This is a genomic window from Streptomyces sp. GbtcB6 (assembly GCF_019091475.1).
Classification (GTDB): Bacteria; Actinomycetota; Actinomycetes; order Streptomycetales; family Streptomycetaceae; genus Streptomyces; species Streptomyces hyaluromycini.
In genome coordinates this window covers 1-16,343 of sequence record NZ_JAGXJL010000102.1, presented here as the reverse complement: position 1 = coordinate 16,343, position 16,343 = coordinate 1, and the positions used below count along the sequence as shown (strand labels likewise).

Sequence of the window (16,343 nt, the reverse complement as noted above, 5' to 3'; positions counted from 1 at the left end):
CCGGTGTAGGAGTCGGCTCCGGGCAGCGACGGCCTGTTGGGGTGCCAGGTGACGCCGGGGGCGGCGATCAGACCGTCATAGATGCGTGTCTCACCGGTGGAGAGGGTGACCTGCCAGCGGTCGCCCGGCAGCGGCTCGGCCTGGTCGACGGAGACCCCGAAGGTGACGTGCCGTGTCAGGTCGTATGCGCGGGCGAAGTCCCGTATGTAGTCGCGGATCTGAGACCACGTCGGATAGTCGGGGTAGTCGTCGGGCATCGGATGGCCGACGAAGGAACTCGTGTACTTCGAGCTGATGAAGTGCGCGCTCTCGTACATCGGGCTGCCCGGGCTGTCGATGTCCCAGATGCCGCCGACGTCCGTGTGCCGTTCGAACCAGTCGAAGGACACCCCCTCGTGCAGCAGGGCCCGTCCCATGACCAGCCCGGCGGGACCGGCGCCCACCAGGCAGTACTTCCTCTGATAGTCCGGTGCTGGGGCCGCGCCGTCCCGGCCCTCTTCGGTGTCCGCCTGCGTGGCGGTGGTTCGCGCCATTCCGTACTCCCGGAACCTCTGGGCCGCACTGCTGCGGCATCACGCTGAATTTCCGGAAACGTAACCTGGCCACTTGGCTTGGTCAAGTGGCCAAGTCGCTTGTTGTGCCATGATGGGGGAATGCCGAGCACCCGTTCTCCACGCCGCCGCCCCGACGACGCCCGCCGCACCGAGCTGCTCAACGCGGCACGCACGGTGATCGCCCGGGACGGGGTGACAGCGGCGAGCACGCGACGCATCACCGAGGAGGCGGGACTGCCGCACGGCATGTTCCACTACTGGTTTTCCACCAAGGAGGAGCTCTTCGAGGAGCTGATCGGAGAGGTCGTCACAGAGCTCAGGACCGCCTCCGCCTCCGTCACCTCGAAGATGGACGGTGACTCGGACGCCGGTCTGGTGGACAGGCTACGGGCCGCCTTCGAGGTCGTACGGCACGACGAACAGAGGCAGCCCGGACGGCAGATCGCGATGTACGAGCTGACGACACTCGCGCTGCGCACCCCGGCCCTGCGGGACATGGCCCGTCACCAGTACGCGGCCTACCGCGAGGCCACCAGGGAGGCGACCGCCCCTTGGCTGGCGGACCACGACGTCGACCTTCCCGGCGGCAGCCAGGCGCTCTGCGAACTCCTCGCTGTCGTGCTGGACGGAGCGGTCCTGGCCTGGCTCGCAGACCCTGAGGGCAGCAACCCCGAGCAGGTGTTCACGGTGCTGGACGCGCTGCTCGCCCGGGCGGTGCCCGCACTGCGGGCGGAGCCGGCCGGTTGACCTCGGCACCGGCTCGCCGGACGGCCTCACCCGCGTCTCCCGACGGCGCCCACGCGATCGTGCGGTACCTGGCCACAGAGGGCAGCGACGCGTTCGTCTCCCGTGTACTCGCGCGCTACGCGGTGGAGATCGACGCGTATCGGCAGAGTGACCTCGAACGCCTGCGTCCCGCGATAGTGTCCGCGACCCGCTGGGTCACACAAGCTCTGCTGGAGCGGCGCCCCCTCGGTCCGGAGGACCTGGCGGGGCTCCGTGAATACGGCGCGCTGCGTGCACGCCAGGGCGTACCCCTGGAAGCCATGCTGCGCGGCTGGCAGGTCTCGGCCCGGGAAGCTGTCGAGGTGGTGGTCGATCGGGGACGCGCCGCCGGTGTCCCGGACGCCGAGCTCATGGACCTGACCGCCGAGATACTGACCGCCGTCAACGCGGGGGCCGCCGCTTTCAGCACCGGCCACCACAGGGCCTCCGCCGTCATCGAGCACCACGACGGAACACGCCGGTCCGAGTTCCTGCGCCGCCTCCTGATGGACGTGCCACGCGACGGAACCGACGGACGTCTCCGGCAGGAGGCACGCGGGCTCGGACTGCACCCCGACCGTCAGTACCTCGCATTGCGGGCCGTGGCGCTGGGCGACCTGCCGCCGCCGGAACTCGCGGCGCGCCTGAGTCGGCACGGGGCCTGCCGGCCGCCGAACGGCTTGGTGGCGCTGGTGGACGAGCAGGTCGTCGGCCTGTCCACGACTGCCCCAGACCTTCCCGACGACATCGCCCTCGGCATCGGTCCCGTCGTCCCCTTCCCGGAACTCGCCCGATCCCTCCGCTCCGCCAACCGCGCCGCCACCACCGCCCACGCCTTCGCCCTGGCGGGAGCCCACCGGGTGGAGGACCTCGGACCGCTGTGCGCGGTGGTGGACGACATCGAGGTGGGCGAGGCGATGCTGGACCGGTTCGTCATGCCGCTGGGGAGCGGTGCCGCGGCCCGTGCCCTACTGGACACGGTCGACTGCTATCTGGCCTGCGGACTGCACGTCGGCCGGACGGCCGAGGAAATGGTCGTGCACGAGAACACCGTCCGCTACCGCATCACGCGCTACGAGACACTGACCGGCGTCTCCCTCCGCGACCCCAGCACCGTCCTGCAGCTCTGGTGGGCCCTACGGCGCAGGGAGTCCGCCTCCCGTACCCGTGACGGCGACCCGGCCGCCTCGTCCCAGAGCTGAAGGGACGAAGGGAGCGGCGGCAGGTCAGGGAGCTGGAGTCGGCGGGATCACGGCGCGCTTGAGAACCTTTCCGCTGGGGCCGAGCGGCAGCGCGTCGGTGAGCCAGAGGTGCCGCGGGTACTTGTAGGCCGCCACCCGCTCCTTCACGTACGCGATCAGCTCGTCCCGGTCGGCACTCGCTCCCTTGCGCAGGACGACGGCGGCGCCGACCTCCTCCCCGAGGCGCTCGTCGGCGACGCCGACCACGGCGGCCTGGGCGACGGCCGGGTGCTCGTACAGGACCTCCTCGATCTCGCGGGGGTAGACGTTGTAGCCGCCGCGGATGATCAGGTCTTTCTTCCGGTCGACGATGAAGAAGTAGCCGTCCTCGTCCTGCCGGCCCAGGTCACCGGTGCGCAGCCAGCCGTCGGGGATCGCTTCGGCGGTCTCGTCCGGACGGTTCCAGTACTCCCGCATCACGTTCGGCCCGCGCACGACGAGTTCACCGACTTCCCCGTCGGGTACGTCCTTTCCCGCGTCGTCGACCACGCGCACCTCCACGTCCCGGATCGGCGTGCCGACGGAGCCGGGCTTACGCGAGCGGCCGGGGTGGTGGTAGGTGACGAGCGCCGAGGTCTCCGACGACCCGTAGCCCTCCAGGACCGGGCAACCGAACACCCGCTCGAACTCGTTCAGGATCTCGACCGGCAGTGACGCGCCGCCCGACGAGCAGACCCGCAGCGACGAGACGTCGGCGTCCCCCGCCGCCGGGTGGTGCAGCAGCGCCCCGTACATGGTCGGGACGCCCTGAAAGATGGTGCCCCGATCCGCGGCGATGGTGTCCAGGACGATCTTCGGGTCGAAGCGCGGCACGAGGCTCAGCGATGCGCCGCCGACGATCGCGGTGTTCATGCTGCACGTCTGGCCAAAGGCGTGGAACAGGGGCAGACAGCCCAGGATCACGTCGTCGGGCGTCAGATGCAGCAGGTCATCGGCGACGACCTGGGCGTTGTGCGCCAGACTGCCGTGGGTGAGGGCGGCGCCCTTGGGCCGGCCGGTGGTGCCGGAGGTGTAGAGCAGAACGGCCACGTCGTCCAGCGCCCGCGTGGCGTCGAGCTGCGGTTCGGAGGCCCCGTAGCCGACCGCGAAGTGGTCCGGTTCGACGAGGACATGGCGCGCACCGATGGCGTCTGCGCCGAGGGCCCCTTCGCCCGGCCCGTCCTGCCAGGTGAACAGCAGCGAGGTCTCGGAGTCACGCAGGTGGTACTCCACCTCCCGGCGCTTGAGAAGCGGGTTGAGCGGCACCACGACGCCGCCGGCCTTCAGGATGCCGAAGTAGAGCGTCACGAACTCCGGCACGTTGGGCAGCATCAGGGCCACCCGGTCGCCCGGCACGATGCCCAGGGCGCGTACGAGGGCAGCCGCGCGTGAGGAACGGTCGTCGAGTTCCGCGTACGTGATCGCCATCCCGCCGAGCCGCAGAGCGGGCCGCTCGGGGTGACGGCGTGCCGACTCGGTCAGGTACCGCGCGAGATTGGACATGCTGCGCTTCCTTTCGAAGATCCGACGTTCAGACCGACGTCAGCGTGCGCGTTTCAGGGTCCGGTGGCCCATAGGCGGGGCTCCGAGGTTTCTCCGCCGGGTTTGTGGGGCGCCACAAAACACCCTGCTTCGAGGGCGTTGAAAGGCCGGGGCGAGCACCTCGACCAGGTGAACGGAGAGGAGTACGAGGTCCCCTGCCCTGCCTGCTTGTCGGAGAATTTCGTCGTCTTCGGAGAAGGCGGCCACTACTCCACCGCTGAGGGGCTACCACCCAGGCTCCACGCACGCACCCTCTCCGACGGGCATCCCGAGGTCGCAGCGAAACTACCCTGCGTGTTTGGCCAAGCCCACTGCGTCCACTGCGGTGAACTCTTCAGCGTTCCGGAGGCAATTCTCCCCCGCTGGTGGACCCAGCACTTCCACCCTTACGGCAGACCCTGACCTGCACCTTCAGGATGGAAATGACGCATGATATCGACGTGGTCCATCGACCAAGTCGATGGACGATGGAAGACCAGCTGTCGACGTCGCGTGACGTCGTACTTTGCGGCAGAACATTCCTTGCCATCACCGGGGCCTCCGAGAGGCCGCTCAGGTGCCTGCCCTCCCATAGGCACGTACATTTTGAAGTGTGGCGCCCGATACCGATGCCTTCATCTGCGATATCTCCCGGGGGCTCAGACCCCGAGTGGATCAGCTGGCCCACATGTTGACAGAGGTTATGCGCAGCGACTTCCCTGACATGTGGCAGTACGACGACGTCGCCGCTCTGACAAAGCCCGCCGCGTACGAAGAGGTCGCCACCATTCTGGCTGTTCTTGAACACAGCGTGGACGTGACCGAGGTCGAGACGCCACCCGCCTCCATCGAATTCGCTCGCCTGGTTGCCAAGCACGGCGTGCCCATCAGTGTGCTCCTGCGGTCCTACCGCGTCTGTCACGCCGGCATGCTCCATCTGCTCCGCGAGGAGGCAGCCGGTCTCAGCGGAGACCCAGAGCTGCTCAACGCGACGGCCGCCGCGTTGACCGAGATGAGTTTCCAGTACGTCGACCGCACCTCGGAGCAATCCGTCGCGGCGTACCAGAAGGAGCGGGACCGCCGGCTGCAGCAGCGGCTGATCATGATCGGTGAGGCCGGCATGCGCATCGGGACCACCCTCGACACCACCCGCACCGCCCAGGAACTGGCAGACCTCGGTACGAGCCGTTTCGCCGACGTCGTCACCGTCGACCTGCTCGACTCCGTACTCCTTGAAGACGGCGCCCTCCCCGCAACCGATCCATCGGCGCTCCGCCGGGTCGCCCGGGCTTCCGTGGTGGACAGCTACCCGGTCTCAGCGGTCGAAGTGGGGCAGGCACACACCTTCCCAGAGGGATCGGATCCTTCTCGCGCGCTGGCCACCGGACAGCCCTCACGGCACAGCATCACAACCTCCGACATTCCCTCATGGCTTGCCCCGTCCCCTGACCACAGACGTGCACTCCAATCCGCCGGCGTTCACTCAGTGCTGCTGGTGCCCTTGTGCGCCCGGGGAAGCACCCTGGGCCTCGCGCAATTCCTCCGGCACCGCAACGCGGAGCCCTTCGACGACGACGATCTGCTCCTGGCCCACGAGATCGCCTCCAGAGCGGCCGTCTCCATCGACAACGCCCGTCGCTACACCCACGAGCGCTCCACCGCGCTGACGCTCCAGCGCAGCCTGCTGCCCCAGCACGTGCCGGCGCAGCCCGCCGTGGAAACAGCCTCCCGTTACCTGCCTTGCGGATCCCGGGCCGGGGTAGGTGGTGACTGGTACGACGTGATACCGCTCTCCGGAGCCCGCGTCGCTCTCGTCGTAGGCGACGTGGTGGGCCGCGGTCTCAACGCCGCCGCCACCATGGGCCGACTGCGCACCGCCGTCCGTACTCTCGCCGACATCGACCTGATGCCCGACGAACTGCTCACCCACCTGGACGACGTGGTGATACGCCTCCAGCGCGAGAAGGCAGGGGGCACGGACGAGATCAGCGCGACCTGCCTTTACGCCGTCTACGACCCCGTCTCCGGCCTGTGCTCCCTGGCCAGCGCCGGACACGTACCGCCTGCCGTCGCCTCTCCCCCGTCCCTCGACAGCGACGGCCCGGTCTCCCGCGCGGTCGACTTCCCCGCCGTACCCATCGGCCCGCCCCTGGGCCTGGGCGGGCTCCCCTTCGAAACAGTCCAGTTCGAACTGGAGGCGGGCAGTCTCCTGGCCCTGTACACGGACGGTCTCGTCGAAGGCCGCACTCGCGACCTGGACGCCGCACTCGCCCTGCTGCGCGATGTCCTCGCCCGGGCACCGGCGTCGCTTGAGGACATCTGCGACCGACTGCTCTCCTCGCTCCTGCCCGCTCGCCCCCTTGACGACGTCGCTCTTCTCGTGGCACGGACTCGGGCCCTTGACACGGATCGCGTCGCCACGTTGGACCTTCCCTCAGACCCGGCAGTCGTCTCCGCGGCTCGCGCATACACATCGGAAAGGCTGGCTGACTGGGGCTTGGATGAGATGGCCTTCACCACAGAGCTCATGGTCAGCGAGCTGGTGACGAACGCGATCCGATACGGCAAGGAGCCCATCCGACTGAGGCTGATCCTCCAGTCCACTCTGGTGTGCGAGGTTTCCGACACCAGCAGCACCGCCCCGCATCTGCGCCGAGCGCGCGCCTTCGACGAAGGCGGCCGCGGCCTGCTCCTGATCGCCCAGCTGGCGGAACGCTGGGGCGCCCGGCACAGCCGCGAAGGAAAGGTCATCTGGGCGGAACAGGGCCTGCCGGAAACAGCCGGTCTGGACGCCAACGGTCTCATGAGCCTGTCGTGACGACGGACCGCCCCGTCACTTCCCGCGCCTCTCACCTACACCGGGCACCCCTCAACGCCCCTGCGTGCAAGACATCCATGACGAAGTCCAGAAGCCGGGTTGTCCTGGCCCGGTGTGGGCTCTCGCCTCGTCTCAGGCACGTGGGACGAGGCGAGAACTCACACTGTGGAGTGGCCCGTAGACGTCGCCCTGGCCCGCCCCGTGACGCAGCTGCCGACGGGACCGCGGGCGTACGAGATCAAGTTATGGACAGGGTTCGGCGCTGTCCATGGTCCACGGTCGAACGCCCGTTGGAGCCTTCCGGGAATGGTGGGCCCCAACGGGCGGTGTCAGTTCCGGCAGCCGGACCCCGAACGGAGCCGCTTGACGCGACCAAGGAGCCAGTACGGAGAGTCACGGCTTCGCGGCGGGAACGGGCCCGAGGAGGTAGCCGCCGTCGGCGACGAACTCCGCGCCGGTCGAGTAGCCGGCGTCGTCCGACGCGACGAACAGCACAAGGCTGCTGATCTCGTCGACGTCCGCCAGGCGAGGGATGGGCTGGTCGTCGATGCCGACGATGAGTTCGCCGGTGGCAGGGTCGTAGGCCAGAGGTGTCTCGATGATGCCGGGGTGCACGCCGTTGACGCGGATGCTGTCCCGGCCGAGCTCCTTCGCGCTGATCCTGGTCAGTCCCCGGATGCCCCACTTGCTGGTGCCGTAGGCGGCCAGCCCTGCGGCGGCGCCGATCCCCGCGGTGGAGTTGATGTTGACGATGGAGCCGCCGCCGCGCCGGCGCATCGACGGCACAGCCGCTCGCGTGCCCAGGAAGGTGCCGACGAGGTTGGTGTCGATCACCTCCCGGAACTCGTCCGGGGTCAACGACATGGTGGTGCCGACGATGGCCCGGGCTGCGTTGTTGACGAGCACGGAGACCGGGCCGAAAGCGGCTTCTGCGGTGGCGACGGCAGCGGTCCAGTCCTGTTCGCTGGTGACGTCGAGCCGGGCGAACACCGCGCGGTCGGTGCCGAGCTCGTCGAGGAGTGCGGTGACCTGCTCCCGACGGCGGGCGCCGACCACCACGCGGGCGTCCTCGGCGGCGAAGCGGCGGACCATGGCGGCGCCCAGGGCGCCGGCGGCGCCGGTGACGATGACGGTCCTGTCGGTGAAGCGTGGCATGACAGAGGTCCTTTTGCGGTGAGTCGATGGCGGGGCGTCACGTTCGGGGCGGCGTGAAGCCGTCCCGGTCGGTGGAGAAGGCGACCTCGCGCTGGGCCTCGGCGCTTTCCAGCCGGGCGGTGAGGGCGTCGTGGACCAGGTGGTAGGCATCGGAGCCGAGGAGCTGGCGCCGCGGCGGCTCCTCGAGGTCGCCGATGCGGATCATGGCTTCGGCGACTTTGCGGGGGTCACCGGGCATGGCCTCCAGGGGCACGCTGCTCCTGCCGTGGGTGAAATCCGCGGCTTGGGTGCCGGCGTAGGCGGGCAGCTGTGAGGGGGTGCTGTCCGCCGCACCGTAGAAATCGGTGGCGACCATGCCCGGTTCGATCAGCGTGGTGTGGATGCCGAACGGTTCGGTCTCCAGCGCGTAGGCCTCGAAGAAGCCCTCGATGCCCCACTTGCTGGTGTGGTAGAGCGACATCGCGGGGAAGGCGATATGGCCGCCCATGCTGGAGGTCTGCAGGAAGTTGCCACCGCCCTGCGCGCGCAGGTACGGCGTCACCGCGCGCGCGAGCTGGATGGGGGCGATCACGTTGGTGTCGATCTGGCGCTCGATCTGCTCGTCGGTCAGCTCCTCGGCCAGGCCGATGAGACCGTAGCCGGCGTTGGAGACGACCACGTCGATGCGTCCGAGATCGGCGAACGCGCTGTCCACGACCTTCCGCATGCGTGCGGTGTCGGTGACGTCCAGCTCCGCGCGCCACAGCCGGTCGCCGTGTCGCGCGGCCAGGTCGTCGAGTCGGGCGGGGTTGCGCAAGGTGGCGGCGACGCGGTCGCCGCGTTCCAGCAGCAGCTCGGTCATCTGGCGGCCGAAGCCGCTGGAGGTTCCGGTGATGAACCAGGTCCTCATGTCGGTACTCCTTGGGTCGGACGGTCGGTTCCTGTCCTCCATCAGAGCGCCGCGCCCGCGACACGATCAACGACGAACGCCCGCATGTCCGACAGGCTGAACCTGTCAATATGGGGGTGTGGAGCTTCGCCAGCTGGAATACGCCGTCGCCGTCGCCGAGGAACTGCACTTCGGCCGGGCCGCGGCGCGGATGCACGTCACTCAGCAGTCGGTCAGTGAGCAGATCCGCCGTCTGGAGCGTGAGCTCGGCGCCCCCCTGTTCACCCGTACCAGCCGACGCGTGACCGTCACCGCGGTGGGCGAGGCGTTCCTGCCCGAGGCGCGCAGCGCGATCGCCGCTGTCCGCCACGCCCTCGACGTCGGCCGCCGCGCCGCCACCGGCACGGTCGGCGAACTCCGTCTGGGCTACGCGGAGGATCTTGGTCCGCGGCTGTTCCAACTCACGGTGCCCGCGCTGCACGCCCGGTTCCCCGACGTCCGCCTGGCCCCGCGACCCATGACCACTGCCGCCCAGCTGTCCGAGCTCAGCGACCGCCGACTCGACCTCGGCTTCTGCTGGACCGCCGAGCACCCGCCCGACCTGGCCTCGCTCCTGGTTGCCCGTGAACCGCTCGTGGTCGCGCTGGCCGCCGATCATCCCCTCGCCGCCCACCAGGCGATCGACCCCGCCCAGCTGTCCCACCAGCCCCTTGTCATCGTCGAGCGCGAGGCCAACCCATGGCTGCACGATCATTTCGTCAGCCAGCTCGAAGCCCGAGACGCCACGGTGACCATCCACCGCGAGATCTCCAGCCTCGACCGGCTCCTCCCCCTGGTGCTCACCGGCTCGGCCATCGGACTCACCATCACCAGCGCAGCCGCAGCCAGACCCTTCGCCGGAGTCGTCTATCGCCCCTTCACCGACCCGAGCCCCTACGCCGGCCACAGCATCGTCTGGCACCGCGACACCACCGATCCCGCCGTCACCGCGCTCATCGACATCGTCCGCGAACTGCGCGATACAGGAGCCTTCCTCCCACCCGAAGTCCCGCACGAACCCCACGAGCCACACGAGCCACACCGCGGCACCGCCACCGACGACACAAGGCCAGACTGACCACCATGGCCATCCGGGGAATTCCGTGACCTGACGATGTCAGGCAGCCTGCCAGCGGGACTCAGGAGAAGCATCGTGCCGAACTCCCGCATGAGGAGGGTCTCTTCACGCGGCCACACGAGCTCCCGGCGGGTGAAGTGACCCGCCGGCCTGTGATCGACACGGCGCTGGACGACAGCCCGTGGACAGCTCAACAGCACACAAATCAAGGCCGACGGCCACCGGACCCTGCTGTGGCGGACCGAGGACGGCGCCCGGCTGCAGCCGCGGACCGACCGCGACGTCACCGCGCTCAGGATGGACCCGGCCGTGTCCGGCTGCAGTCGCATACCGGCCGCGGCCGCGATACGCCTGCCGCCCGGCGTGGTCCTGGACGGCGAAGCCGTGGTGTACGTCGCCGACGACGACGGCACCGCGCGCATCTGCTTCGCCGCGGCGCAGTTCCGCGCACTCTCCAGGCCGCACCGGGCCCGCGAGCCCGCCGACCGGCACCTCGCGACGAACGCGGCGTTCGACGTCCCGGCCCATCCCGCGGCGGGCCTCCCCGACCTGCGGCCGCGTCCGTACGCGGAGCGCCGCCAGGTCCTCCTGGATGTGCTCGCCGGCATCGGCCCGCCGACCGAGCCGGTGCAGTCGATCACCGACCGAGGCGAGGCCCTGCCCTGGTACACGGCGCTCGACGGAACAGGTTGCCTACACACAACTGCCGTGTCTCATCAGGGGTACAGAGAGGAGCACAGAGGCGGATGCTCTCCCAAACCCCCGGGACACCCAGATCGTTCGCCTGAAGGCGCCGGGAACGACACCCTCCGTGACCGCATCGCCCGCCATAGCGCAACGACCGCGAACCCGACCGGACTCAAGGCCCTTGCGCTGTCCCGCATCGCCTCCCGGCACGAGGAGATCACCCGGCTGCGCAGCACTCCGCCATCCGCCGGCGCGCCGCCCCTGCGGCCGTTCAGGAAGGGGACGCCGGCCGTGGCGAGCGCGGCGATGACCGTGACACCCGCGAAGATCACGGCGCTACCCTCCGCCCCGGTGGCACGGCCGATCGAGTCGGGCACGTCCTGCCCGGGGCCGGCGAGCTGTTCACGGTGGCGGAAGACGATGAACAGGGCGTAGTCGATACCGACCGCCAGACCGATCATCGGCGCAAGGACGGTCGGGGTGTTCGTCATCTCGATGAAGCGCGACAGGAACCGGACGGTCAGCACGCCGCCCCCGACGCGCACGAGGGCCGTCACCAGGGGCAGCCCGGCCGCCACGAGTGAGCTGAGCGCAACCTCGAGCACCACAAAGGCCACGACCACGCCGACGACCTCGCCGGGCCCGCCGCCCCCGGCTGGCGGGGTGGACACCGTGCCGCCCAACTCGACCTCAAGGCCGGCATTCCTCGCCGGGTCCAAGGCTTCACCGAGCCGGTCCTTGGCGGACCGCGACACACTGCCGGCCGGCATGCCGAACAGCGCGTCGGCGTAGCCTATGGTGCCGTCCCTCGACACGGCGCCAGTCTTCGCGGGATCGGAGACGTTGATGACCCGCGGCACCGCAGCGACCTCCCTGAGAGTCGCGGCGATGGCACGCTGCGGCCCATCCATGCGGCCGGCATTCCGCACTCGAAGTGGCCGGCCGACTTCGACTACTCGGCCAACCCCAACGTCACACCCGCCCTGGTCAACAACCTCACCAACCGCGAGTGCGCCAAGAAGAGCGAGCCACTCTGCCTGATCGACGACTCCGACACCGGCAAGACCCACTTGCTGATCGACTCGGCTCCGCCGCAGCGACGGCCGGCCTCCGAGTCCGATACGCGCTCGCCGCCCGCCTGGTCAACGAGCTCGTCGAGGCCGCCGACGAGAAACAGCCCACCAACACGATCCCCCGCTACGACCGCGTCGATCCGCCTGGTTTTCATGAGCTGGACTATCCCGAACTGGACCGCCGCGGCCCCGAGATGCTGTTCCAGGCTCTGACGGAGAGGAAGGAGAAGAACCGTGCTGCGATCGCTTCGAACGAATCGCCCGGTGACCGGACCAAGCCCTTCACCGCCCCCTCCCGGCTCTGCACAGCCATCATCGACCGCTTGACCTTCAACGGCACCGTCATCGAGACCGGAACCGAGTCCTACCGACTCGCCTGGACCCGGGCCGAGCAGCATGCCGGCCGATAGCAGGACGCGCGCACAACCGCCGGACCGTCGTGTGATGGGATCACGCCGAACGAAATCGTCGCGGCGGTGGGAGGACACGATGGCGGCCCGCGCGGTGCTTTTCGCCCTGCACGCCCAGGACGCCGAACGCATCCTGGCCTGCCCGGGCGATGACGAGGTCATCGAACTGGTCGTAGAGGTCGAGGACCGATGGGACCTGGACCATCTCTTCGAGCTCGACAAGTCCTGGGACGCCCTGCATCGCTGCTTCACCGACGGCGATCTCGCCTTCGAGAACGGCGAGTACCCCTTGTCGCACGTCATCCTCGGTGGAGTGCCCCTGCACGAGGGCGACCACTACATCGTCTGCTACGTCGCCCCGGAGCAGGTCAGCGAGATCGCGGCAGCCCTGCAACCGCTGGATGACCAGTGGCTGGGCAACCGCTTCGCCACGCTGACCTTCGACGACTACCAAGGCACGGGCGACGCCGAGGACATCGCCTACACACAGGCATTCCTGCCAGGGTTGAAGAACTTCTACCGCACCGCGGCGCAGAACGGCCGCGCGGCGATCTTCACCGTCGGTCAGTAAGCCGGGGCCAACTCAGACCGGAAAGGTGGGGCCACTTCACAGGTTCGGGCACGGATTTCGTGAAGACGATCGGCCAGTGGCTGCTGGACGATCTGGAAACTCCACCGAATCAGCGGCACACCGTGGAGCACCTCCTGACCAGGCTTCAGCGGGAGCTGGGGCGTAGATCGCCCCTCAACCGTGTGGGGCTTCGTCCTTCGGCGAGGGCAGGAGATCGCCGAGGGCGCCGGGGCGGCACCCGCGGCAGGGGACGGTCAGGACAGCTGCCACGGCTGGAGCTTGTCCGGGTTGCGCACCGCCCAAATGCGCGTGATCCGGTCGTTCTCGGCGACCTCGAACGCGAACACCGTCTCGATCCGGCCCTCCGACTCGATCACCAGGCCCGGCAGCCCGTTGACGGTGCGCTCGAGGATCGTTCGGGGCGGCGCGAGCCGGGCGATCGTGAGATAGAGGTGGGCGATCTGCTCCGCGCCCTCGATCGGCAGCAGGTGGGCGATGGCGCGGCCACCGCCGTCGGAGATCGCGGTGGCGCCCGGGTCGAGGAGGCCGAGCAGGGCCTCGATGTCCTGCGTCTCCCAGGCCGCCTTGAACCGCCGGACGACGCTCGCCTGCCGGGCCGCGTCCGGGCTCGCCTCCGCCCGCGCGGCGATGCGACGGCGGGCCGAGGACGCCAGCTGACGGCACGCCGCCGGGCTGCGGCCGACTATCTCGGCCACCTCGGCGAACGGGTAGCGGAAGATGTCGTGCAGCACGAACGCGACCCGCTCGGCCGGGGTCAAGGACTCGAACACGACCAGGAAGGCCATGGTCACCGACTCGTCGAGGGTGATCCGGTCAGCCGGGTCCACCCCAGGGCCGCCCGCCGCCCCGGCGATCCACTCGGCCGGGTCGGGCAGCGGCTCCGGGATCCACTCCCCGACGTAGGTCTCCCGTCGGCTGCGCGCCGAGCCGAGCAGGTTCAAACAGATACGGCTGGCCACCGTCGTCAGCCAGGCGCCCGGGGACTCGACGGCCTCCTGCTGCGCCGGGGACATCGCGTACCAGCGGGTGTAGGTCTCCTGGACGACGTCCTCCGCGTCGGCCAGGGACCCGAGCAGCCGGTAAGCGAGATTGAGCAGCTGCCGCCGCTCGCTCATGATCGTGCCCAGGCCCGGGTCGTGTTGCTCCTGCGCCTGCCGCTGTGACTGTTCCCACGGGGTGGTCATACGCTCTTCGGCTCCCTCGTTCGCGGTCCCTGTCCATTACGACAAATCAGAGCGGCGGAATGTGAGGTCGGCGGCTCGCCTCACATTCGGCGGGGCTGCGTTGTCGGACTGGGTGAAGAGGAACACACCAGCCACAGGACAGGACGCCGAACATGAACGACTTCCAGGAGATCGCCGACCGCGTCGAGATCGAGGCGCTACGCGGTGAGTTCACCGACGCGGCGATGATGCGCGACCGCGCCCGACTCGCCGCGCTGTTCACCCCCGACGGCGTGCTGCGCATGCCCAACATCCCGGTCGAGTTCGTCGGCCGCGAGGAGATCCGGACCGGTGGCGAACGCCTGCAGGCCCAGTGGGACTTCTTCGTGCAGAACAGCCACCCGGGCACGATCCGTCTCGACGGCGACAAGGCCACGGGCCGCACCTACATGCAGGAGATAGCGCGGGTGCTCGACGGCCGCTCGGGCCTGAACTTCGCCGTCTACCACGACAGCTACCAGCGGACGCCGGAGGGCTGGAAGTTCGCCGAGCGGGTCTACGAGGTCAGGTACGTCGACACGACCCCGCTGCGGGGTTCCGCACCCGGCCCCGACGCTCAGTCGCACGGCTCCGGTGAGGCCGGGGACGCCGGCCTGGCCTCGGAGGCTGCTGAGGCGGACTCGTCGGCCACAGGTGCAGCCGACGACTTCGGCGCACCGGCGTCCGCCGAACGGCTGGACCGGGCGGTCGCGGCGCTGCGGGCGAACGGCTTCACCGCCGAGCTGCTCGACGACGCCGCGGCGGCCCGCGCCCGCATCAAGGAACTGATACCGGAGGGCGCGGGCGTGTTCACCGGGGCCAGCGAGACGCTTCGGCTCTCCGGCATCGCACAGGACATCGAGGAGGGCGACCGCTACCAGGCCATCCGGCCGCGCGTGCTGAAGATGGACCGCGCCACCGAGTTCGACCAGATCCGCCGACTGGTGGCCGGCCCGGACGTCTTCGTCGCCAGCGTCGCGGCCGTAACCGAGACCGGCTCGCTCGTCATCGCCTCGGGCAGCGGCAGCCAGCTGCCCGCCTCCGCAGGCGGCGCCGCAAAGGCGATCTGGATCGTCGGGGCGCAGAAGGTGGTGCCCAACCTGAGCACCGCACTGCGCCGGGTCGAGGGGCACGCCCTCCCGCTGGAGAACGCGCGCGCCCAGGCGGTCTACGGGCAGCCGAGCGCGGTCAACCGTCTGCTCGTCCTCAACGCCGAGCCGCAGCCCGGGCGCGGCACTGTCCTGCTGCTGCGTGAGGCCATCGGATTCTGACATCCCGCGCGGCGGTGAGGACGCCGCGGGGCGGACGCGAACCGTATCGGGGCTCGGCCTCCAACCGCCCGTCTCATGCGGGTGCTGCCGCGCCTGGAGCGCGTCCGGCCGATCATGCGTGACGACAACCGGGTCCGCGCGCATCGTCCAGGGTCTGGCCGTGTCGGCGGCGGCCGGCGGCAGTCAGGAGAAGCCTTTTGCGTAGCAGCGGTGGCTTCGCTCGGCCGAACATGCTGCGTTTGAGCGCCTTCAGGTCGTTGACGCGGCCCTCGACCGGGCCGGATGACCAGTCGGTGCTCATGCCGTAGACGACGGCGTCGAGGTCGGGGAGCAGTCCGGCGGCGAAGCCGGCCAGGCCGGCCTGCTCGTCCGCGCAGACGTCGGCGATTCGGTGTCGCAGCCGGTCTCCTTCGCGGTTGGTCATGATGGTCGCGAAGGTGCGGACGTGGTCTGCGGCGGCCAGGAGCTCGGGTGAGCGGGCCAGCAGGTGCTTGAGCCGCTGCCGGTCGTCCTCGCGCAGGTGGTCGGGGTGGGCCCTGATCCAGCCGGTGGCCTCGCGGGGCGAGGGCGGCCGGGCGATCGGCGGCGTGTTTGCGGCAGGCCGACGGAGCGCCGCGAGCATCCGCTGCAGGACAGGCGTCCGGTGGCCGTAGCGGCTAGCCTCGCGCTTTCACGAGTGGGCTGGTCCAGGGCTTGATCAAATAAGTGGAGAGTGCTGCTGACCTGCAACGATGGGATTTGTCGAGAGTCCTGTCCGCTGCAAGGAAAGAAGCACTCTCCAGGTGAACAGCCGTATCGGGTCGTATCTGCGTGTCCGCGTCCAGGGCGACGGGGGAGGGCTGCTGCCGCACCACGCTTCGACAGTTCGCGCCAGGTGGGACCGACATCGCCAGCCGGGGACTACGCCCAGGCGGGATCACGGCCGGTCAGGCCGAGGATACGGTCCAAGGTGGATGCGTCGGCCGGCATCGCGACCTCCGGTCCGTACATGCCCATCTTCCGCCCCTGCTCCACGCCGACGAACACCGTGTCGTGCAGATGCGCCAGCAGGTCGGCGGGCAGTTCCAGCCGCTGCCCGGTCGCGACCGCC

General features: G+C 69.5%; 12 protein-coding genes and 4 pseudogenes. 8 read left to right on the top strand and 8 right to left on the bottom strand.

All coding sequences use genetic code 11. From position 1 onward, the window contains the following. On the bottom strand, window positions 1-533 hold a 533-nt coding region (locus tag KVT45_RS53235), incomplete at its 3' end, for an NAD(P)-binding protein (RefSeq protein ID WP_217562049.1). Window positions 534-653: 120 nt separating this feature from the next. Between KVT45_RS53235 and KVT45_RS53230 the strand changes: the two genes are divergently transcribed. Continuing rightward, on the top strand, window positions 654-1,301 hold the full coding sequence (locus KVT45_RS53230; protein WP_217562047.1) for a TetR/AcrR family transcriptional regulator: 648 nt from the start codon (window positions 654-656) through the stop codon (window positions 1,299-1,301). Continuing rightward, window positions 1,298-2,521 carry a CdaR family transcriptional regulator gene (locus tag KVT45_RS53225; protein ID WP_217562045.1) on the top strand — a complete coding sequence of 408 codons (1,224 nt, stop codon included), beginning with the start codon at window positions 1,298-1,300 and terminating at the stop codon, window positions 2,519-2,521. The genes KVT45_RS53230 and KVT45_RS53225 overlap by 4 nt, the downstream gene beginning before the upstream one ends. 24 nt (window positions 2,522-2,545) lie before the next feature. Here the strand turns inward: KVT45_RS53225 and KVT45_RS53220 are convergent, their stop codons facing one another. Beyond that, window positions 2,546-4,042, bottom strand: coding sequence for a long-chain fatty acid--CoA ligase (locus KVT45_RS53220; RefSeq protein ID WP_217562043.1), 1,497 nt, complete (start codon window positions 4,040-4,042; stop codon window positions 2,546-2,548). Window positions 4,043-4,748: 706 nt separating this feature from the next. On the opposite strand from KVT45_RS53220, the gene KVT45_RS53215 reads away from it, so the two are divergent. Beyond that, window positions 4,749-6,878 (top strand): SpoIIE family protein phosphatase, encoded by a 2,130-nt coding sequence (locus KVT45_RS53215; protein WP_217562040.1) that lies wholly within the window; start codon window positions 4,749-4,751, stop codon window positions 6,876-6,878. Window positions 6,879-7,271: 393 nt separating this feature from the next. On the opposite strand, the gene KVT45_RS53210 is transcribed toward KVT45_RS53215, so the two are convergent. Both KVT45_RS53210 and KVT45_RS53205 read right to left on the bottom strand, forming a co-directional pair. Continuing rightward, complete coding sequence (locus tag KVT45_RS53210) at window positions 7,272-8,033, bottom strand: SDR family NAD(P)-dependent oxidoreductase (protein WP_217562038.1); 762 nt, start codon at window positions 8,031-8,033, stop codon at window positions 7,272-7,274. 37 nt (window positions 8,034-8,070) lie between these two features. Further along, the gene (locus KVT45_RS53205) at window positions 8,071-8,922 is read right to left on the bottom strand and encodes an SDR family oxidoreductase (protein ID WP_217562036.1); all 852 of its coding nucleotides are present in this window, start codon (window positions 8,920-8,922) and stop codon (window positions 8,071-8,073) included. A 118-nt stretch (window positions 8,923-9,040) separates the two neighbouring features. Here KVT45_RS53205 and KVT45_RS53200 point away from each other — a divergent pair, with 118 nt between their 5' ends. Together KVT45_RS53200 and KVT45_RS53195 are read left to right on the top strand one after the other, a co-directional pair. Next, window positions 9,041-10,018, top strand: coding sequence for a LysR family transcriptional regulator (locus KVT45_RS53200; protein WP_217562034.1), 978 nt, complete (start codon window positions 9,041-9,043; stop codon window positions 10,016-10,018). Between the two features lie 204 nt (window positions 10,019-10,222). Next, a pseudogene (locus KVT45_RS53195) lies at window positions 10,223-10,606 on the top strand (hypothetical protein); the annotation flags it as partial. Window positions 10,607-10,734: 128 nt separating this feature from the next. Here the strand turns inward: KVT45_RS53195 and KVT45_RS57415 are convergent. Next, on the bottom strand, window positions 10,735-11,616 hold the full coding sequence (locus tag KVT45_RS57415) for an MMPL family transporter (RefSeq protein ID WP_254648677.1): 882 nt from the start codon (window positions 11,614-11,616) through the stop codon (window positions 10,735-10,737). 36 nt (window positions 11,617-11,652) lie between these two features. Between KVT45_RS57415 and KVT45_RS53190 the strand changes: the two are divergent. Together KVT45_RS53190 and KVT45_RS53185 are read left to right on the top strand one after the other, a co-directional pair. Next, window positions 11,653-12,188 (top strand): annotated as a pseudogene (locus KVT45_RS53190) (ATP-binding protein); the annotation flags it as partial. Between the two features lie 79 nt (window positions 12,189-12,267). Next, window positions 12,268-12,759: a DUF1877 family protein gene (locus tag KVT45_RS53185; RefSeq protein WP_217562032.1), complete on the top strand. Its 492-nt coding sequence runs from the start codon at window positions 12,268-12,270 to the stop codon at window positions 12,757-12,759. A gap of 254 nt (window positions 12,760-13,013) precedes the next feature. On the opposite strand, the gene sigJ is transcribed toward KVT45_RS53185, so the two are convergent. Further along, complete coding sequence (gene sigJ / locus KVT45_RS53180) at window positions 13,014-13,964, bottom strand: RNA polymerase sigma factor SigJ (protein ID WP_217562030.1); 951 nt, start codon at window positions 13,962-13,964, stop codon at window positions 13,014-13,016. 152 nt (window positions 13,965-14,116) lie between these two features. Between sigJ and KVT45_RS53175 the strand changes: the two genes are divergently transcribed. Further along, the gene (locus KVT45_RS53175; protein ID WP_217562028.1) at window positions 14,117-15,253 is read left to right on the top strand and encodes an LUD domain-containing protein; all 1,137 of its coding nucleotides are present in this window, start codon (window positions 14,117-14,119) and stop codon (window positions 15,251-15,253) included. Between the two features lie 178 nt (window positions 15,254-15,431). On the opposite strand, the pseudogene KVT45_RS53170 reads toward KVT45_RS53175, so the two are convergent. Together KVT45_RS53170 and KVT45_RS53165 are read right to left on the bottom strand one after the other, a co-directional pair. Continuing rightward, a pseudogene (locus KVT45_RS53170) lies at window positions 15,432-15,875 on the bottom strand (transposase); the annotation flags it as partial. A gap of 278 nt (window positions 15,876-16,153) precedes the next feature. After that, window positions 16,154-16,343 (bottom strand): annotated as a pseudogene (locus KVT45_RS53165) (TIGR03086 family protein); the annotation flags it as partial.